Below are 17,811 nucleotides of genomic sequence, written 5' to 3'. Positions count from 1 at the left end.
CGGGTTCGATGAGCCCTCCGACGTCGACTCCGGCCGGGACGGGCCCCGGATCCGGGTGCCTCACCGTCGGTGGTGCCCGGGTCGTTGCGTCGAGACCCATTCGGACGCCCAGCCCGCCGTTTGCCAGCTGATCTGGCCGGGCCCCACCGCCGCCTCGGCGGAAGGGAGCAGCAACGGGGAGACGTTGCCGACCGTTCCGGAGTGTCGGTGAAGACGAGGACGGGAATGCGGCGGAGACGTCAGGCTGTCTTAGTCGGCGTCAGGACGGGGTGATCAGCCGGTAGCCCGTGCCGGCAGAAAATTCGGCGGTGAGGGCGTAGCGATCGCCGCGGACCAAGGTGTGGCGCCACTCGGCTGGGCGGTCCCGGGTGTGACTGAGCCGGTTGATGGCGAACGCGGCGACATCGTGGGCACAGTGCAGCTGTGCGCGTTCCGACGCGGTCGGGATGACCGCGTGAACTTCTTCACGGCCGTGGTCCAGGCGGATGCTCGTGCGGGCGGCGAGTTCGCCGTAGAGGCTGGTGTGCGTGAAGTCGGCCTGAAGCAGTGGTTTCGCCAGGTCGGCGGGTAGCCAGACGCGGTCGAGGGCCAGCGGTTCGTCCCCGGCGAAGCGGAGGCGTTCGAGGTAGACCAGCGGGGTCGAGGCTTCCAGGCTGAGGCGCTCGGCGACGAGCGCGTCGGCGCGGGTGTCGAAAGCCCGCACAACACTGTGCTGGGTCAGGCCGACGGCCTCGACCGAGGCGAACAGGCTGTAGAGCGCGCCCATCGGCTGCACGATCTCCGGTGGCGGCGCGACATGGGGCTGCCGGCCGCGTTCGGCGACGATTACCCCGTCCGCCCGCAGCTGCCGCAGCGCTTGACGCACGGTGTGCCGACTCACGCCGTACTCCTCGACCAGCGCTAGCTCGCCGGGAAACTGCTCGGTGAACTCCCCGGCGTCCAGCCTGGTCAGCAGCTCGCGCTGGAGCTGCCGCCACAAGGGCTCGGAACCTCTCCGGTTCAGCGCCCGCGGTGTCATCGCTTCCTCCCGGCTGTTTGGGGTGACCTTACCGATCGCCAAATGTACGCACATCCTCTACGATAAATGTACGTACATTTAAGAGGGAGGCCGTGATGTCCCCACTGACACAGCTCGGGCAGAAATCCGGGCAGGTCGCCGACGCGCAGCGCCGACCAGCTCGTATTGGCATCGACGGGCTCGCCGCACGCGCTGCCAGTCAGCCGGCCGGGCTCGTTGCGGCAGAGCATCGGCGCGGCTACTCCGGCGTGCGGTTCGGCGACGTGGCTCGCCGCGACCCCGCCGGCGGGACGGTGCTGGGTCTCCGCCACGACGAATGGCGCAGAGCACACTCTCCGGGCGCGCGACACATACCGCCACGCGCCCTCGCCGACGTCGCCGCCAATCGGCTGTGGGTGCACTGCGTGTCCGGGCGCACGGCGAGAATCGTCGCCGGGCTGCTCGACCGCGCCGGCCACGACATCCGCTGTGTGGACGACAACCGTTCCCGCGCCGAGGGCCGCGGCCTCACTGAGGCAGCCCGGTGAGCGCGACTCAGGATGCACCGACCGCGACGTCTGCCCCCAATGGGCCGTGGCGAGCCGTGCCGGGGCTGTTGGTGACGGTCGCGGTCGCCGTGGCGGCCACCGCGCTAGGGCAACTTGTTCCAGTCGTCGGCGGACCGGTGTTCGGCATTCTGCTGGGCGCGCTCACCGCGGCCACCGTCCCCCGTCTGCGAGCCGCCCGGTGGGCGCCGGGCTACGGAGTGGCGTCGAAAGACGTGCTACAGCTGTCCATTGTGGTCCTCGGGACCGGACTCTCGCTGCAGGAGGTCCTACGCGTCGGCGAGCAGTCGCTGCCGGTCATGCTGGGGACTTTGACCATCGCCCTCGGCGGCGCGTGGCTGCTCGGCCGCTGGCTCGGGGTCCGCGGCGACACCCAGACCCTCATCGGCGTCGGCACCGGCATCTGCGGCGCTTCCGCGATCGCGGCCACCACCGCCGTCCTCAAACCGAAACAAACCGACGTTGCCTACGCTATCGGCACAATCTTCACCTTCAACATCGCCGCTGTGCTGCTGTTCCCGCCGCTTGGGCACCTGCTCGGAATGAACCCCCACGCATTCGGCCTCTGGGCCGGCACGGCGATCAACGACACCTCCTCGGTCGTCGCGGCCTCCGTCGCCTACGGCGGCAACGCCGGGTCCTACGGCATCGTCGTCAAGCTCACCCGAACGCTGACCCTGATTCCGATCATCATCGTCCTGGCGATCCTCGCCGCCCGCCGCGACGCGCGCCAGGCCGCCGTCGACCGCGATGAACCTGCCGCCGGGTTCACCATGCGCGCCATGCCGTGGCGCAAGATCGTGCCCCTGTTCCTGTTGGGGTTCATCGCCGCTGCCACCCTGGACAGTCTCGGCGTCATCCCCGCATCGTGGCACCCCCGTCTCTCGGCGCTCGGCACGTTCCTGACCACCACCGCGCTGGCCGGGATAGGCCTCTCTCTGCGCATCGGCGATATGCGCCGCGCCGGGCACCGGCCGCTGCTGCTGGGCGGGCTGCTGTGGATCGCCGTCGCGGCAGGCAGCCTCGGCCTGCAAGCCCTCACCGGCACCCTTTGACACCAGACCACAGAAATGGGATCGATGACGTGGCCAAACAGTCTTCCCGATGAAGGCCCCAACCTTGCTAGTGGCGCAGGACACACGGTCGATGGTTCAACACTGGCGTCGTCTGGTGCGTACCCCCTGTAGCACGATGAAACGGGGTGGACGATGCGATTGCGGCGGTCCGCGGACGGGGTCCTGACGGAGTCCATGCACAGCGAGGACGACGTTCAGGCTGCGTACGCGCGCTATGGCGGCGAGCTGTTCGGCTTCGCGTTCAACGCCCTCGGTGATCGCCAAGTCGCCGAAGACGTGGTGCAGGAGACGTTCGTGCGGGCCTGGCGAGCGGGGCGCCGATTCGACCCCGCGCGCGGCAGCCTGCGGACCTGGCTGTTCGGAATCTCCCGAAATCTGGTTACCGACGCTCTACGGCGCCGGGCGGTCCGTCCGGTGGCGGACGGGGACGAGCCCGAGCAGCGGACCGAGGACCCGTTCGACCGGTTGCTGCTGAGTATTCAGCTCGACGAAGCGATGCGTGGGCTCAGCAATGATCATCAGGACATCGTACGAGCGGTGCATGTGGAGGGGCGCACATGCGCGGAGTACGCCGTGGCTCACGGGATTTCGGCGTCAACTGCGCGGAGCCGGCTCTACTACGGCGTACGTGCGCTGCGCCTCGCGCTGGAGGAGAACGGGGGGTTGCTTCGATGACCGAGCTATGTCCGCAGGCCCGCGAGGAAGCGACCGAGCTCATCATGCTCGGTAAGCCGCTTCCTCCCGAACTGGCGCAGCACATTTGGTCGTGTGAGTTCTGTACGCGAGATGTGACTGAGGCGCGTGAGGTCGCCGCGACGTTGGCCTATGTCGAGGGCGGCGCCGCCCGCCCGGTCGGTGCACCCGAGCTGGGACGGCGCATCGAGTCGCGGGTGCGGGCAGCTGGCGGAACGCGGAAGGTCCGCCGGTTCACCCTCGCGGCCGCCGCCGCGGCACTGATCGCCGCGGCGGCGCTCGGCGGAGTCGCCCTGACCGCCGGTGACACTCCGTCGGTGCAGCAAGTCGCGCTGGCCCGGGACGGCCTGATGCGGGAACAGCCGTGGGGAACCGAGATCCCCATCACGCTCAGCGGGCTGCAGGACGACGGGACCTACCACCTGATGACCGTCGGTCGTGGTGGCCGGATCCTGCCTGCGGGCAGCGTCCACGCGAGCGGACCCGGCCCCGTGCACACCCTGATGGTGACGGCGATGAGCCGGAACTCGATCGCTGCGTTGCTCGTGCGGGACGAGAGCGGCGCCGAGGTGGCGCAGATACCCGTCGATCCACCCGCCTGACCTTATTCGTCAGCTCTTCATTTCCGGACCGACCCGATCCGGGAGTTCGGTACGCCATTTTTCGCTCACGTCCATAAAGATCGGAGCCAAACCATGTCTTGGAAACGCCAAATAACCATCGCCGCGGCGGTGGCGGCAGCGGCGGGGGGAGTGACCGCGGCGGCCAACGGCATGGCCTCGGCCGCGAACTCGGCGCCCGCGCCATCCACTACAACGGCCGACGCGGCCTCCGTGCCCATCTCCTCGCACGATCGCGTGTACACCGCAGACCAGACTTCGAACACGGTCACCGTGACCGATCCGTCGACCAGCAAGGTCCTGGGCACGATCGCCCTGGGTGCTCAGCGGCTGTCGAACACGCTCAACCCGCAATATCTCGACGACGAGAACGTGCACGGACTCGCTTACGCCCCGAACCGGCAACGGCTGGCCGTGGTGAGCATCGGCAGCAACACCGTCGACATCATCGACACCACCACGAACAAGGTTCTCAGCCACACCGATGTCGGACGCTCATCTCACGAAGGCTGGTTCACCGACGACGGCCGCGAGTTCTGGGTCGCCGACCGCGGCCGAGACACGGTGACCATCGTGGACGCCGTGCACGGCGGCGTGATCGAGAATCTCCCGGTCGGCAACGGGCCGTCCAAGGTGGTGATGAGCCCGGACGGACGTACCGCGTACGTCAACCACATCTCCCTGCCGGAGATCACCATCGTCGACGTCGCGTCGAAGAAGGTGACCGGCCACATTACCGGCCTCGCCGACTCGTTCTCCTCGGACCTGGCGATTTCCCCGGACGGTCGCGAATTGTGGGTGCCCCACAAGCGCGCGGGCAAGACCACTGTCGTCGACCTGGCGCACCGCCGCGTGCAGGCGGTGCTCAACACCGGGCCGGACACCAACCACCCGAACTTCGCCGGGGCGTATGCGTACGTCACCGTGGGCGGTCTCGACGAGACACTGGTCTACCGCCGCACCCCGACCGGCGTACCTGCTCTGGTGACCGCGGTACACGACACCGGGCACGCCCCACACGGCATCTGGCCGAGCGGCGACGGCTCCCGGATGTACGTCGGACAGGAGAAGTCCGACAGCGTCGACGTGATTGACACCCGCACGCAGGAGGTGGTCGGCAGCTTCGGCGTCGGGCAGGAGCCGCAGGCTTTGGTGTATGTCCCGAACGCCGCTCCGCGGGGTGGCGCAGCCAACCTGGGGACCCAGGGGTTGAACCAGCAAGGGCACAACGTGGCCGCGACGTTGCCGGATGGCGGTGACGGGACAGTGATGGATCCGCTCAAGGGCCGGCACCTCGAAGTCACCGTGCGCCCGATCAACGGGCTGGACAGCATCGGTATCCAGGCTCGCGGGCTGAGCCCGAACACCACCTACCAGGCATCGAGCGTCGATGCCAAGGGTAACCGCACGCCATTCGTCACGTTCTTGACGGACGCGAACGGCAACGCCCCGCAGGTACTTTCCTTCAGCGAGTTCACCGGGAAGAGCGTGGCTTTGAGCGTCGCCGGTGGCGCGGACCGCCCGACGTCGGCGTTGTCGTCCGCTTCGGGTGTCGTCACTCCTGCGATGGACCTCTACTACTGCTGCTGTTGCTGAAAGGGCATCTGATGCGCCGCGCTCTTACGGTCGCCACGCTCGCCGCAGGTGGTCTGTTGCTCGTCACCGCGACCGCAGAAGCCCACGTCCGGGTGCAGGCGCCGCTGGCGCAGCGAGGTCAGGTTGCGGCTCTGGAGTTCCGGGTGCCCAGTGAGGAACAAGTCGCGACAACCGTTCGCGTCGACGTGACCCTCCCCGCGGACGTGCCGGTCACCGGCGCCGATGTGGTCAGCGGGTGGTCGGTGCAGCGCTCAGGTTCGCACGTGGTCTGGACGGCTTCGGCCGGGGCGGCGATCGCCCCGGCCGAAGCCGGCACCTTCACCATCCACACCGGGCCCTTGCCCGACCACTCGCAGCTGGGATTCGACGTCCAGCAGCTGTACTCGAACGGCAGTGTCGTGGGCTGGAACCAGCCGCAGACGGGCGCCGATCCACCGCAGTTCCCCGCACCGGTACTCAAGGTCGGAGGGGCCAGCCCAGGTGCGTCGCCGGAGTACGCACACGGGCCGGGAACCGCGGAAGCGGCACCCGGCGCCGACGCGACCCAGGAGGCCTTGGGCGCAGCACCGGCGATTTCGGCCACCACCACGGACGAGTCGACCCTGCCGTGGGTCGGCATCTGGACGGCAGCGGGCGTTGTGCTGGTAGGTGCAGCCGGAGCTGCTTGGCTGGTGCTCCGACGCCGCGGCGATGACAGGCGAAGGACGAAACCGACAGGCCGGCGCCGAGGATCGTGAACGAGGAGCGGAGAGGGACTGCGCCAAAGGGGCGCATCCTCAGGGAGGGGCGACTCGACGGATCGAGTGGGTCAACAACCTGGTACTCGGCAGTGTCTGGCCGCCCATGCTGCTGCCGAAGAGGTTGCTGGGATCGGCCGACATGCTTCAGGGGCATTTTCCAGGATGAGCAGAGAGGGACGAGGTTATGTCGTCGGCTCGCTGCCGCCCAGGGGGTTGCGAGTTCGTTCGGAAACGCCCGTGCGGGGCTGGTGGGAAGCGGGCCGCACGGGTGGCCGAGGCTCCGTCGCCATGGCCGACTTCGCCGTCGAAGAGGGCGACGTCGGCCATGAGACGTCGCCGACCAGCAGCAGGTGCACGCCGAGCGGGACGGCCTTGATCAGCTTGTCACGCCCGTCGTTGTAGCAGCCAAAGGAAGCTAATTTGCCTGATCGACATAGGACGGCGGAAGCTCGTCCGGCGCGCAGTTGATGACCTGATCATTGTTCGTCCCGCGGTCTTCGAAGAAAGAAATGTCGGCGAAGTCGTCGACGACGTGGATCGGGTGAATGGGTCCAGCATCGCGATATGACGTCATGTCCTCCAAGAAGTCGTTCTGGAAGCAGACAGTCCTCTCGGGGTGATCGTGTACCCACTTCGGGAAGAAGATCGAGTCGTGGACCCTGCGGCGGAGGAGGTTCACGTCAAGCGATACCACGGTGCCGGTTGGTTCCACCCAGAACACTTTGATTACCTCATGGGCCACCTTGCGCTGGGTTACGGTCTGATCTTTGACCCAGCGGCCCGCGACCATACCTCGGTGTACGCGGTAGTCGATGGTGGTTTCGTTCTTGACGTACAATTCATAGGCCCAGCCGTTTTTATAGCGCAGTATCATGTGCTTTCCGGCCAGCGTGCTGGATTCGTTCATGGTCACTCCCGTAGTGTGAGTTCGGTGTCTAGGCGACTTCGAAGACCTCGATGGTTGCTGATGACTCGGCACGCTGACCGCGAGCGACCGCCACCAGCCGGTTCAGCCATGACAGTTCTGCCGCGCCAGCCTCGAAAAACAGGCACTCGCGGAAGTAGTACTCGCTCGGGTCCACAGGTTGCCCCGCGGCGATCCGCTGCAGCGCGTCCGCGGGTCCGTGGCGCAGTCCTTTGCCGGTCAGGTAGACGAGATGGCCTTGGTCTGTGCGAAGGGTGGCCCGAACGTCGATCTCCGCGACTCCGTCTGGCCGTATCAACTGGAAGTCCGCCCCTCCGGGCAGTACATCTCCGCTCAGCCGGTCGCCGGCGAACGTGCCACCGAGGACATCGATGACTCTGCGGTCGCCGTAGGGGCCGCCGGTGACGACGTGAGGTGTCGCGAGTTGAACCTCGAGGGTCAAGAGTGGCGCCAGTTCGAGCATCTGCAACTCCGGTCCGTACTGCGTGCCCCCAGCGGGAGCGCGAGAGTTCGTGTACGAAATATTCGTACACGAACTTGCCGTTCAAGCCGAGGTGGTGTGACTCGGAGCACGTATGCCGCAGCGCATGGTCTCCGGGCGGCTGAGAGTCAACCAGTGTGTTCAGTCATACTTCGTGCACGAAACATTCGTGTACGAGTATGGTGACGTTGTTGGCCCTGTCCTGCGGAGGAAGATCTGATGACGAAGGCGCGAACCGACCTCCGGCAGCATCATGTGATCATGCTGCGCCGCGCGGTGCAGGTGACGAGTGCGTGCTGGCAAGCGCGCATCGCGGAACTCACCCCTCCGCAGTACACGGTGATGCTGGCGCTCGCGGACAACCCCGCCATCAGCCTGACCGAAGTCGCCGACCTGACCATGATCGACTCGGCCACGCTCACGCCGATCGTTTCACGACTGGCTGAACGAGCACTTTTGACGCGGTCTCCCGATCCGAACAGCGGCCGGCGCAAGCAGCTGAGCCTCACAAAGGCAGGCGTCGAGCTGCTCGAATCGGTCAAGCTCCGGGCACGGGACGCAGAAGAGGCCAGCCTGATGGCGCTGACCGAAGGTGAACGACGTCAACTCCTGGTGCTGACCAGCAAAATCGTCGATGGGTACCACGATCGGAGCGAACAGTGAGCCAGCGGCAGGGCGTCGACGGCGACCATCTCATGCGAGCTCTCGACCGAAGCTCGGAGCTGGAGAAGCTCATCACCGACTCTCCGCATGACTATCGGGTGTTGACCGGTGACCGTCCGACGGGACCTCTCCACCTGGGGCACTACTTCGGCACCCTGCAGAACAGGGTTCGACTGCAGGACCTCGGCGTCGACACGGTGCTGGTGGTCGCGGATTACCAGGTGCTGACCGATCGCGACGTCGCCGAGGACCTCGTGGGGCACGTCCGGAATCTGGTTCTCGACTACCTCGCCGTGGGTATCGATCCAGCACGAAGCACGATTTTTACGCACAGTGCGGTGGCATCTCTCAACCAATTGCTCCTGCCGTTTCTCAGCCTTGTGTCGGTCTCCGAGCTGCAGCGAAATCCCACGGTCAAGGATGAGATAGCCAACTCGCGGCAGGCATCGGTGAGCGGCCTGATGTTCACCTACCCGGCGCATCAAGCTGCCGATATTCTCTTCTGTCGTGCCAACGTGGTTCCGGTCGGACAGGACCAGCTGCCGCACCTGGAGCTGACGCGCACCATCGCCCGTCGATTCAACGAGCGCTACGGGCAGGTGTTCCCGGAGCCGGAAGCGTTGCTCTCGGCGGCGCCGTCCCTGCTCGGTACTGATGGTCGCAAGATGAGCAAGAGCCGTGGTAACGCCATCGCGGTGCGTGCCTCCGCGGACGAGACCGCCAAGTTGATCAGGGCCGCCAAAACGGACGCTGATCGCCATATCACCTACGATCCCGAAGCGCGACCAGAGGTTTCCAGCCTGGTGCTGCTGGCGGCGCTGTGCAAGGGAATTCACCCACAGGTGGTCGCGGACCAGATCGGGTCAGGCGGCAGCGGAATGCTGAAGCGCCTCGTCACAGAGGCCGTCAACGACTACTTCGAGCCGATCCGCAAGCGGCGCGCCGAATTCGCGGGCGATCCTGGCCTCGTGGCGAACATCCTCCGGGAAGGCAACGCGCGAGCTCGCGAGATCGCGGATGGCACCCTCGCCGATGTGCGTCAGGCAATGGGGACCGTGTACTAGGGTCTGACGCTGTGGCCGGCGCCGCAACCTATAGTGCTGGTTCTTTCTCGGTCGCGGCGATGACCGTGTGCGCGGCTTGCCTCGCCTCCCGCAGCTGCCGCAAGCCTTCATCGGCTACGGATCGGATATCGGCTGGAGTTGCCTCCTGTGCCCCGAGTAACGCAGTCACTGTCGCGGCCATCACCTTCTCGTGCAAGTCGGTGGCCCCTTCGGGGAACAGGCGCGCGTCCCGGGTGGCGGCTTCGAAGAAGCCGGTCATCACCGCTCCCAGGGCGTACGCCTGTTCCTCCAGTGGCCAGTCTGTCCGGGCGAGCCGGTGCCGACGCCACACCGGCAGCACCATGCGCATCAACGCGGTAGGCCCCAAGGCGCTCAGCAGCGCCATGCCGCTTGGGTGTCCGGCCAGGGCGCCGAGCAGTTCGTCGTCCCCTGTTTGCAGTGCACGAACGAAGGGGTGCAAGAGGACCGTCCGGACCACGAGCGGGCACAACCGGTGGGGACGGCCGGTCTCGGCGTCTTCGGTCAAGGCGCTCGTGTACTCGTCGAGCATCGACAGGAAGTCTCTGGCGAAAAGCCCGATGAGCAGATCTTCCTTGGTTGCCCAGTACAGATAGACAGTGCCGTGGCCGACATGCGCCTTCTTGGCTATCGCGGCGACCGTCACGCCCTTGACTCCGTGCCGGAGCACGAGGTCGTGCGCGACGGTGAGGACGCGGGCCGCCGTGGGGGAGACCTGCTCGGAACGCGCGGTCATCGTCAAGCTCCTCCTGGTCGAGCGGACGCGCCGGCTACGTCCACCGAAATGATCCACCGGCGATGTCTTTCTCCTTCATGCGGGTCGCTTTGGTGAGCTGGTTGATCATGTGCAAGAGCGGTCCTGCCGGGCCGGCGTTGAGGCGGGCCATCGCGCGGCGGAAGGTGATCTGACGGGATGTGCCCGGCGTGAAGAACGTTCGTTGATTGATGCCTGTCCGCTGGTAGTACTCGATGTAGGGCCGCAGACCGCGCTCCCACGCCGTGAGGCCCCGGCCGAGGTCGTGGGGGTAACGCTGCAGCGTTGTGCCGAGTGCCTCCGCGCCGGTGAGGCCGGCGGAGACGCCCATGCCCGCGTAGAGAGTCAAGCACCACGCAGCGTCTCCGACCAGGACAACTCGCCCGCGGTGCCAGCTGTTCATTCGCACCTGTTCGACGGAGTCGAAGAGCAGATCGTCGGCGGACTCCATGGCGGCGATCGTCTCACCGAGCGTGCTGCCCAGAGGTTCTGGTCCGAAGACTGTGCGGATCCGCTGCGCCGGCGGCTGGGCGAACTCTGCGTCGACGTCATTCGTCCGGTAGGACAACAGGACGGTCGGATTGTGGTCGGCGAACGCGAAGACCCACATCGAACGGCCCGGCTCGAGAAGGGTGGCACCCTCACCGTGCGCCAGGTCGCCGAGCGGACTGTCGACCTCGAACGCGGCGATCATGTGGTTGAGGCGATGCAGGTACTTCCCGTGCGGCCCGAAGGCCAGTGATCTCACGGTGGAGCGTAGTCCGTCAGCTCCCACTACGAGGTCGAACCTTTCCGTGGTCGACGTACCGTCGGTGAGGTCGGCCAACGTGACATCTACCCCGTCGGCGTCCTGCTCGATCCTGGTCGGAGTGGTCGCGTAGCGGATCTCGACGTCAGAAGGCAGTTTGGCGAACGCGGCCTGCTCGACATCACCGCGCACCATCAGCCACGGGACGCCGGGGAGATCGCGGAAGGACAGCGCCGACGATCGGTTGCCGGCCCTGTCGATGTCGAAGTAGGCGGACGCAGGGGTGCGGTCGTGCAGCTCGTCGAGGATCCCCAGACGTGCCGCCGCTGCCTTGCCGGAGCCGAACAGGCCGACGAAGTAACCGCCGGTTCGTCTAGTTGCGGACTTCTCGGCGATAACAGGAGACCACCCTGCTCTGTGTAGCCGCACCGCTGTGGCCATTCCGCTGATGCCCAAACCGACTACAAGTACTCGCCGCTGGTGAGGGCTCGTGATCTCCATGCACCCACGTTAGACGAACTGACGAAAATCGTCATACCGTCAGTTAGTGAGCTGGACCACGCCAGTCCGTGTCGACGCTTACTGGATTGCTCGTATCTGATAGAACGATCAGGCTTGTAATGGGGTAGGCTCGTCGAATGGCAACCCAGGGCACAACGGGAACCCGGCTCGAAAGACGCAAGGCTCAGACACGTCGCAAACTGGTCGACGCCGCCCGGGCCATGCTTGCCGACGGGCGCGCGCACAGTGCCAGCATCCAGGACATCACCGAGGCCGCGGACGTCGGCTTCGGCTCGTTCTACAACCACTTCGCGAGCAAGCCCGAGCTCTTCGACGTCGCGGTCCTGGACGTGATGGACGAGATCGGCGAGGTACTGGACCAGCTTGGCGACGACGCGGAGGACCCCTCGGAGAGGTTCACGCGCTCCATCCGGCTGGCGGCACGCTTCGCCCGTGCCCGTCCAGAGCTGGCCAAGATCGTGGTTCGGCACGGCCTGGAGTACCTCGAGTCCGAGCGGGGCGTGGCTTTCCGGGCACTGCGGGACATCGAGGCCGGGATGGCGGCGGGCCAATTCCGCCTCGGCAACGCCCGCTTGGCGCTCGCCAGCACGGCTGGGGCCCTGCTCGCGACGCTGCAGCTGTCGTTGAGCCGGCCCGAGGAAGTCGACGATTCGACCTGCGATGAGCTGGCCGAGAATCTCCTGCGCATGTTCGGTGTCCCGGCCAGGAAGGCGCGCTCGCTGGCGACTCGGGCCCTTCCGGAGCTGCCTGAACCGCTACGCGAGCCGACGGTGGCCCGCTAGCACATCACGGAGGTGCGCGAGGGGCCGTCCGTCGTCAGTGCGGCGTCAATGGTGTGATCGCGCCTGCTCCTGGCTGAGATACGTGGGACGAGTGAGGACGGGGCACAAGGGAGAGCAGCAGGCCGATGTCGATCCGGGTCCTGGCCGTCGCACAGACGATGCGGTCTGGACGAACCAATGCCGCGCAAAGGTTCGACTCGGCCAGCCAACGACCGAGCGCACTGGATTCGTCCACGGTGAGGACCTGGAGACCGGGCGACGCGATGTCGACGGTATGCAGGGTCAGGAGGGCGAATCCGTCCCCCAGTTGCTCGTCGAGCCAGCCGTCCTCGAGTAGCTGCGGACAGAGCCGGCCACTGGGCGCGGAGCGGAGGCGCCGAGGTAAGTGATGCAGGCGCATGCGCGGCGAGGCGGTCCGCGAGGCTGCTGCGGCGACGCCGGGGATGCGGCACAGGCCGCGGACCAGCATGCGCCGCAATGTCGCCGCGCGACCGGTACCGCCGGTCAGGGCCCATCCGATTCCGATGGCGTTCCGGATGGTGCGGATGGCGTGCGGGGCTCGTTCCGCCTGATACGTGTCCAGCAATGTTTCCGGCGCGTGGCGTCGCAAAACCATGTCGAGCTTCCAGACCAGGTTGTGCGCGTCGCGCAAGCCGGCGCCGAGACCTTGCCCGATGAAGGGCGGCGTCTGGTGCGCCGCGTCTCCCAGCAGGAACACGCGCCGGTACCGCCACGTCCGGGCGACGCGCGCTTGGAACACGTACCTCGCGACGCGCACGATCTGGATGCCGGCCACACCCTCCTCGCCGAGCCACGGCCGCAACAGCCGAGCGATGCTTTCGGGTTTGGCGAGTTCAGCGGCGTCGTCAGTGTCGAGGAGCCGAAATTCCCAACGGTAGGCGTCGCGGATCTTGTGCATGAAGGTTGCTGCTCGCCGTGAGTCGCATACCTGGTGCACGCCGTCCCACATGGGCAGCGGTGTCGGGGACCGAACGTCCACCACCAGCCAGGGTTCGGAGAAGCCCAGGTCCCGCCACGGTACGTCCAGCGCCATGCGTACGGTGCTGTTGGCGCCGTCGCAGCCGAGCAACGCCGAGGCGTCCAGTGACTGTTCACCGCCTTCTCGGACGAAGCGCACCTGGGCACCGTGCGCGGTGTGCTTGATCCCGGTGACGGTCGCACCGCGGATCAAGGTGAGTTCGGGCCGGCCGGCAACCGCGTCGGCAAGGAGTCTTTCCAGGTCGGGTTGATCGAACATGGACGCTTCGGGGTGGCCGTTCGTGCCGACGAGGTCGTCGCGGCGGAACTCCGCGATGGTCTCCAGCCGGTCGTCGACGAGGCGGAGACCGGGCATGGCCCGGCTGATCCGGCGAAACTCGCCGCTGACCCCGGCCGCTTGGAGGATCCGCGCGACCTCGCCGTCGATGTGGACCGCGCGTGGCAGAGGGTAGGGGGCTGGATGCCGCTCCAGGATCACGCATCGGATACCCCGCCGCGCGAGAAGCAGGGCAGCAGTGAGTCCGACTGGTCCGGCACCCACGATCGCGACGGGTGCGTCGGCCGTGGTCATCGTGCGGCTCCATCGTTGCTCTCAGCGGTTTGGCTGAAGTACCAGTTGATGGGGTAGCCGGCCAGCGCAGCCCGGATCTGGTCGCGCTCGCCGGCGCTTTCGGGTGCGTTGATCCCTATCGACGTATCCGCGCCCTCAGCCGCGGCAACTCGTGCGGCGATGCCCCTGGCTTCGAACACGTCCTGGACGAGCCGTCGCGCGGCATCCGTGCGCAGCGCGGGTTTGAACACCTTCCCGACGGCAGTAAGAGGGATCTCGTCGACGATGTACACCTCTTTCGGGGCCGCGGCGCGCTCCAGTACGTGTTCCGCAGCCCAGTCGCGAAGCTGGGCGGCGGAGGCGGTGGCGCCTGGTCGCAGGACGACGTAGGCCACCGGCACCTCGCCGGAATGGCGGTGCGGCCGGCCCACCGCGGCGGCCGCGTGGACAGCGTCGTGGAGGAGGAGGGTCTCCTCGATAGCAGCTGGATCGATGTTGTGGCCACCGCGGATGATCAGGTCCTTGACCCGCCCTGTCAGCCGGACGAAGCCGTCCGCGTCGACGCTGCCGTAGTCGCCGGTATCCAGCCAGCCGGCACGGACGACGTCGTGATCCGAGGGCTTGCCGTCACGGAGGTATCCGGCGAACACGGTGGGCCCGGAGATCACCAGCAAGCCCTGCTGCCCGGCAGGGAGGTCGTGCCACGCTCCGGTGGCGGGGTCGACCTCGACGGCTTTGATCCGTTGGTAGGGCAGCCGATGCCCGACGGTGCCGGGTCTCGGACTCCCCGGGTACGAGGTCGCGCTCGCGCACGTCGCTTCGGTCATGCCGTAGCCTTCGAGCAAGTCGGCTCCCGTGTGCGCGGCGAAGTCGCGGCGCACGCTATCCGGCAGTGGTGCGGCGCCGACGACCGGCATGCGCAGACTGCTGATGTCGGCGTCGACAGGCACCTGCGTCAATACCGCGTACACCGTGGGTACCGCGGACATCGCCGCGACGCGGTAGTGCTCGACGAGCTTCCAGAACGCCGGGTACAGGTCCGGGTCCCGGTAGCCCAGCGGTGACGCCCAGACCACCTCCCGACCCGCCAGCAGCGGAGCCAGTCCGGTGACGAGGAGCGCGTTGACGTGGAACAACGGCAACCCTGCGAACATGGCTCCCTGCCCGATGTTCTCGTTGGCCGCCAACGTCCAGGCCATGACGGCTTCGTTCGCGTGCGTGTGCACGGCGATCTTGGGGGTTCCTGTAGTTCCCCGGTGTGGAAGAACGCCGCGTAGTCGGTTTCTCCGGGTGGCTCCGAGATCAGGCGGTCCGCGGGTTCATCTCCGATCAACTCGTCGAGATGGACGGCTCGTACGCCTGGGGGAGCGTGCAGTTCCGGCGCAGAATTCGGTGCTGCGTCGGGCCGGAGGGCGATCACGGTGTGCAGGTCGCTGCGCCAAGCAATGCGGCACACGGTTTCCCAACCGTGGGGGTCGAGTTCCGGACCGGCGGCCAGCATGACGCGGGCATCCGCGGCGCGCAGCAACGCTTCGATGTGGCCGGCGGCCAGGGCGGGGTTGATGGGTGCGGCGACACCGACCGCCTGCGCCCCGAGGATGCCGGACAGGGCGCTCGAGCAGTTGGGGCTGAGGATGCTGACCGCATCGCCGCGCCGCACGCCGAGCCTGGTGAGTGCGTTGCCGATCTGATGCGCTTTGCGGCGCAACTCACCGTTAGTCAGGGTGACCGGTTCGCCCCAGCGCCGGACCGAAGGAAGGAAGTGGGCGGCAGGTCGGTCCGGCCAGCGATCAGCTGCCCGATCGAGCACTGCATAGGTGGTCATCGGCAGGCGGCGATCGGTGAGGGGTATCGCTTCGATGGCCGCAACGTCGGCGGGACCGCGGTACCGCGGCCACATCAGGTCGCTATCGTGTCCGCTCTCGCTCATCGGTGCTCCACGGGATTGCGCTGCGTACCCAGATCGATCGCGCCGTCGTCGGTGGCGATGGTTGCCGCGACGACGTCGCCGTCCCCCAGGAATGCCGGGTTCTTGGCTTGCTTCTTGAAGAAGATCCGCCATTTCACCGGGGGCGGGAGCAAGTTGCCGAGCAGCTCGACCGGCTTGGGTGGCGCGGTCAGCGCCGTGCCGGCCGGGGTGCCGGTGAGGAGCAGATCGCCTGGCCGCATCGGCTGGAACCGTGCGAGCAGTGTCAGAGCGCGCGCCGGTCGCACGATGATGTCGGCCACCGTGCGGTCCTGTCGGATCACGTCGTTGACCCACAGCCGAAGCCGTAGCCGGTCCAAGTGGGCGAATTCTTCCGGCTCCAACAGCACCAAGCGTGGCCCGACGGGCGTGAAGGTCGGGTACGACTTGCTTTCGAAGTATTGACCTTTGCTCAGCTGGACGTCACGAGCGCTGACGTCGTTGGTCACCACCAAGCCCCCGACGTACCGGGGCAGATCGTCGTCGGTCACAGCGGTACCCAGCTCGAGCGGGGCGCCGATCACCAGCCCGAGTTCGAGCTCGTAGTCCAGGAGCCCGACGTGGGCGGGACGGACGATGGTCGACCGCGGCCCGGTGACCGAGCTGGATGCCTTGCGGAAGAAGGTCGGCGGGATGGTGTCCGGGTCGATGCCGGCCTCTTTCGCGTGCGACCGGTAGTTCACCAGTTGCGCGACCACACGGCATGGAGTCGTCACCGGCGACTCGAGAGAAAGGTCGGACACCGCGGCGGTGCCGTCCCCAGCCGCCAGGAGGCCGGCAGCTTCGGCGATCGCTGCCCGGTCGGCCAGGAGCTCGCCGGTGGTCTGAGCCGTGGTGTCGATGGGAGCCGCACGGCCGGCGGCCGGGTTTTCGACCCACCAGCGGTCGGCGGTGCGGAGCACGGTGGTGGTCATACCTTCATCGCTTTCACTAGGGCCAGCAGCCGGGTGGCGGTGAGCTCGGCCTCGGGCTCGTGGAGCGCCGCGTAGATCTCACGCAGGATCGCGGGAGAGGGGTTGGTGCCGAGGAAGTCGCGAGTGACCGGGGGACCCCATTGCGACAGGCTGGACGCTGTCATCGGGGCCCAGCCCGGTTCGACCGAGGCGTCGAACAGGTCCCCGTCCGCGAAGTGCTCCACCATCAGCCGGTCGGGGTCACGCCAGTAGTCGAAGATTTGACTGCCGAGAATGTGGCGGCCGATGCCCCACGCCCGGTGGTAACCACGCTCGGCGAGGTACTCACCTCCCGCGGCGAGTGCGTCGAGGTCGGCGACCTGGTACGCCGAGTGGACGTACCCTGTGCGCGGGCTCAGGTGCAGCACCATCGTGTGGTGATCGGTCGGCTGATCACCGCGGTCGCAGCGCAGGAACGCCATGGTCGGTCCGAGCTCGCGTTGTCCGGGGATGAACTGGAAGTCGCTGACGAGCAGGCCGAAGGTCTGGAGGTACCAATCCAGCGCGGTCGCGAAGCGAGGAGTCTCCAACACGACGTGACCGAGGCGCTGCACCCGGGCGGGCTCACGCGCGGGCCGCTGTGTCGTATTGATCCTCGCCTGAGATGTGCCGGTGTTCAGAACGAGTGGCGCTTGCTCGGGCAGGAGGTGGTGGGTGTCCGCGCCGTACGCGACGCCGGCTGCGAGTCCATTGGGCGCCATCAGTTCGACGATCCCGCCTGATGGCCGGCCTCGGAGCGGCCGTACCGGGGCGCCGGTGTGCGCGGCGAGCCGATCCAGGTCGTCGCGGGATTGGGCTTGGAACACCGGTCCGACAAAGCGGGACGTCGCGCCGCGGCGGATCAGCACAGCGTTGTTGCCGGCGAAACTGCCACGGAGCCACAGTTCGTCCGCCGTGCGGTGGGCTACCACGAAGCCGAAGTCGCGTGCGAACGTCTCGGCGCGATCCAGGTCTGTCTTCTCGAACACCAACCAGGCAAGATCCCATACCTTGATGACTGGGTTGGACGCGCGCCCGGCGTGCTCTCCGCGTTGGGCGCCGTGCTCGCTGTGCAAGCCTTGATGCGCCGAACGCGCTTTTGCGTGAACCGTGGCCATA

18 protein-coding genes and 1 pseudogene are annotated in these 17,811 nt (G+C 67.1%); 9 read left to right on the top strand and 10 right to left on the bottom strand.

Going from position 1 to position 17,811, the window contains the following annotated elements; all coding sequences use genetic code 11:
- Nucleotides 1-259: 259 nt before the first annotated feature.
- The gene (locus ACH54P_RS14445) at nt 260-1,018 is read right to left on the bottom strand and encodes a GntR family transcriptional regulator (RefSeq protein WP_489916438.1); all 759 of its coding nucleotides are present in this window, start codon (nt 1,016-1,018) and stop codon (nt 260-262) included.
- A 95-nt stretch (nt 1,019-1,113) separates the two neighbouring features.
- Between ACH54P_RS14445 and ACH54P_RS14440 the strand changes: the two genes are divergently transcribed.
- From ACH54P_RS14440 to ACH54P_RS14415, 6 genes are all read left to right on the top strand, one after another.
- A complete protein-coding gene (locus ACH54P_RS14440; protein WP_489912893.1) occupies nt 1,114-1,545 on the top strand; it encodes a rhodanese-like domain-containing protein in 432 nt (143 codons plus the stop codon).
- A 71-nt stretch (nt 1,546-1,616) separates the two neighbouring features.
- On the top strand, nt 1,617-2,618 hold the full coding sequence (locus ACH54P_RS14435) for a YeiH family protein (protein WP_489912892.1): 1,002 nt from the start codon (nt 1,617-1,619) through the stop codon (nt 2,616-2,618).
- 195 nt (nt 2,619-2,813) lie between these two features.
- On the top strand, nt 2,814-3,314 hold the full coding sequence (locus tag ACH54P_RS14430; protein WP_489912891.1) for a sigma-70 family RNA polymerase sigma factor: 501 nt from the start codon (nt 2,814-2,816) through the stop codon (nt 3,312-3,314).
- Nucleotides 3,311-3,934, top strand: a complete 624-nt coding sequence (locus ACH54P_RS14425) for a hypothetical protein (RefSeq protein WP_489912890.1) — start codon at nt 3,311-3,313, stop codon at nt 3,932-3,934. The genes ACH54P_RS14430 and ACH54P_RS14425 overlap by 4 nt, the downstream gene beginning before the upstream one ends.
- A gap of 93 nt (nt 3,935-4,027) precedes the next feature.
- Nucleotides 4,028-5,548, top strand: coding sequence for a YncE family protein (locus tag ACH54P_RS14420; RefSeq protein WP_489912889.1), 1,521 nt, complete (start codon nt 4,028-4,030; stop codon nt 5,546-5,548).
- Nucleotides 5,549-5,604: 56 nt separating this feature from the next.
- Nucleotides 5,605-6,285 (top strand): DUF1775 domain-containing protein, encoded by a 681-nt coding sequence (locus tag ACH54P_RS14415; RefSeq protein ID WP_489912888.1) that lies wholly within the window; start codon nt 5,605-5,607, stop codon nt 6,283-6,285.
- 418 nt (nt 6,286-6,703) lie between these two features.
- Here the strand turns inward: ACH54P_RS14415 and ACH54P_RS14410 are convergent, their stop codons facing one another.
- Complete coding sequence (locus ACH54P_RS14410) at nt 6,704-7,195, bottom strand: phenolic acid decarboxylase (protein ID WP_489916436.1); 492 nt, start codon at nt 7,193-7,195, stop codon at nt 6,704-6,706.
- Nucleotides 7,196-7,223: 28 nt separating this feature from the next.
- Nucleotides 7,224-7,676, bottom strand: coding sequence for a DUF3237 domain-containing protein (locus ACH54P_RS14405; protein WP_489912887.1), 453 nt, complete (start codon nt 7,674-7,676; stop codon nt 7,224-7,226).
- A 237-nt stretch (nt 7,677-7,913) separates the two neighbouring features.
- On the opposite strand from ACH54P_RS14405, the gene ACH54P_RS14400 reads away from it, so the two are divergent.
- On the top strand, nt 7,914-8,357 hold the full coding sequence (locus ACH54P_RS14400) for a MarR family winged helix-turn-helix transcriptional regulator (RefSeq protein WP_489912886.1): 444 nt from the start codon (nt 7,914-7,916) through the stop codon (nt 8,355-8,357).
- Nucleotides 8,354-9,421 (top strand): tryptophan--tRNA ligase, encoded by a 1,068-nt coding sequence (trpS, locus tag ACH54P_RS14395; protein WP_489912885.1) that lies wholly within the window; start codon nt 8,354-8,356, stop codon nt 9,419-9,421. The genes ACH54P_RS14400 and trpS overlap by 4 nt, the downstream gene beginning before the upstream one ends.
- A gap of 28 nt (nt 9,422-9,449) precedes the next feature.
- On the opposite strand, the gene ACH54P_RS14390 is transcribed toward trpS, so the two are convergent.
- Nucleotides 9,450-10,175: a TetR/AcrR family transcriptional regulator gene (locus ACH54P_RS14390; protein WP_489912884.1), complete on the bottom strand. Its 726-nt coding sequence runs from the start codon at nt 10,173-10,175 to the stop codon at nt 9,450-9,452.
- A gap of 34 nt (nt 10,176-10,209) precedes the next feature.
- Entirely contained in the window at nt 10,210-11,442 is a 1,233-nt protein-coding gene (locus ACH54P_RS14385) for an FAD-dependent monooxygenase (protein ID WP_489912883.1), read from the bottom strand.
- A 137-nt stretch (nt 11,443-11,579) separates the two neighbouring features.
- Here ACH54P_RS14385 and ACH54P_RS14380 point away from each other — a divergent pair, with 137 nt between their 5' ends.
- On the top strand, nt 11,580-12,245 hold the full coding sequence (locus ACH54P_RS14380; protein WP_489912882.1) for a TetR/AcrR family transcriptional regulator: 666 nt from the start codon (nt 11,580-11,582) through the stop codon (nt 12,243-12,245).
- 34 nt (nt 12,246-12,279) lie between these two features.
- On the opposite strand, the gene ACH54P_RS14375 is transcribed toward ACH54P_RS14380, so the two are convergent.
- The 5 genes and pseudogenes from ACH54P_RS14375 to ACH54P_RS14355 all read right to left on the bottom strand — a co-directional run bounded on the left by ACH54P_RS14375 (nt 12,280) and on the right by ACH54P_RS14355 (nt 17,810).
- Nucleotides 12,280-13,815, bottom strand: coding sequence for a bifunctional 3-(3-hydroxy-phenyl)propionate/3-hydroxycinnamic acid hydroxylase (locus ACH54P_RS14375; protein WP_489912881.1), 1,536 nt, complete (start codon nt 13,813-13,815; stop codon nt 12,280-12,282).
- Nucleotides 13,812-14,993: an AMP-binding protein gene (locus tag ACH54P_RS14370; RefSeq protein WP_489912880.1), complete on the bottom strand. Its 1,182-nt coding sequence runs from the start codon at nt 14,991-14,993 to the stop codon at nt 13,812-13,814. Before ACH54P_RS14370 ends, ACH54P_RS14375 begins: the two co-directional genes overlap by 4 nt.
- A gap of 254 nt (nt 14,994-15,247) precedes the next feature.
- Nucleotides 15,248-15,619 (bottom strand): annotated as a pseudogene (locus ACH54P_RS14365) (AMP-binding protein); the annotation flags it as partial.
- A 101-nt stretch (nt 15,620-15,720) separates the two neighbouring features.
- Nucleotides 15,721-16,674: a fumarylacetoacetate hydrolase family protein gene (locus ACH54P_RS14360; protein ID WP_489912879.1), complete on the bottom strand. Its 954-nt coding sequence runs from the start codon at nt 16,672-16,674 to the stop codon at nt 15,721-15,723.
- Complete coding sequence (locus ACH54P_RS14355) at nt 16,671-17,810, bottom strand: VOC family protein (protein WP_489912878.1); 1,140 nt, start codon at nt 17,808-17,810, stop codon at nt 16,671-16,673. Before ACH54P_RS14355 ends, ACH54P_RS14360 begins: the two co-directional genes overlap by 4 nt.
- Nucleotide 17,811 lies beyond the last annotated feature (1 nt).

This window comes from Amycolatopsis sp. N2S4-7, assembly GCF_058119595.1.
Note: the sequence above shows the minus strand (reverse complement) of the source record. Positions and strands in the feature narration are given on the sequence as shown.

Excerpts from the sequence above, each read along its gene's own strand:
- ACH54P_RS14430 (WP_489912891.1), top strand. The coding sequence starts at position 2,814 with ATGCACAGCGAGGACGACGTTCAGGCTGCGTACGCGCGCTATGGCGGC.
- ACH54P_RS14405 (WP_489912887.1), bottom strand. The coding sequence starts at position 7,676 with ATGCTCGAACTGGCGCCACTCTTGACCCTCGAGGTTCAACTCGCGACA.
- ACH54P_RS14390 (WP_489912884.1), bottom strand. The coding sequence starts at position 10,175 with ATGACCGCGCGTTCCGAGCAGGTCTCCCCCACGGCGGCCCGCGTCCTC.
- ACH54P_RS14425 (WP_489912890.1), top strand. The coding sequence starts at position 3,311 with ATGACCGAGCTATGTCCGCAGGCCCGCGAGGAAGCGACCGAGCTCATC.
- ACH54P_RS14355 (WP_489912878.1), bottom strand. The coding sequence starts at position 17,810 with ATGGCCACGGTTCACGCAAAAGCGCGTTCGGCGCATCAAGGCTTGCAC.
- ACH54P_RS14410 (WP_489916436.1), bottom strand. The coding sequence starts at position 7,195 with ATGAACGAATCCAGCACGCTGGCCGGAAAGCACATGATACTGCGCTAT.
- ACH54P_RS14400 (WP_489912886.1), top strand. The coding sequence starts at position 7,914 with ATGACGAAGGCGCGAACCGACCTCCGGCAGCATCATGTGATCATGCTG.
- ACH54P_RS14375 (WP_489912881.1), bottom strand. The coding sequence starts at position 13,815 with ATGACCACGGCCGACGCACCCGTCGCGATCGTGGGTGCCGGACCAGTC.
- ACH54P_RS14440 (WP_489912893.1), top strand. The coding sequence starts at position 1,114 with ATGTCCCCACTGACACAGCTCGGGCAGAAATCCGGGCAGGTCGCCGAC.
- ACH54P_RS14360 (WP_489912879.1), bottom strand. The coding sequence starts at position 16,674 with ATGACCACCACCGTGCTCCGCACCGCCGACCGCTGGTGGGTCGAAAAC.
- ACH54P_RS14380 (WP_489912882.1), top strand. The coding sequence starts at position 11,580 with ATGGCAACCCAGGGCACAACGGGAACCCGGCTCGAAAGACGCAAGGCT.
- ACH54P_RS14445 (WP_489916438.1), bottom strand. The coding sequence starts at position 1,018 with ATGACACCGCGGGCGCTGAACCGGAGAGGTTCCGAGCCCTTGTGGCGG.
- ACH54P_RS14370 (WP_489912880.1), bottom strand. The coding sequence starts at position 14,993 with ATGGCCTGGACGTTGGCGGCCAACGAGAACATCGGGCAGGGAGCCATG.
- ACH54P_RS14385 (WP_489912883.1), bottom strand. The coding sequence starts at position 11,442 with ATGGAGATCACGAGCCCTCACCAGCGGCGAGTACTTGTAGTCGGTTTG.
- ACH54P_RS14420 (WP_489912889.1), top strand. The coding sequence starts at position 4,028 with ATGTCTTGGAAACGCCAAATAACCATCGCCGCGGCGGTGGCGGCAGCG.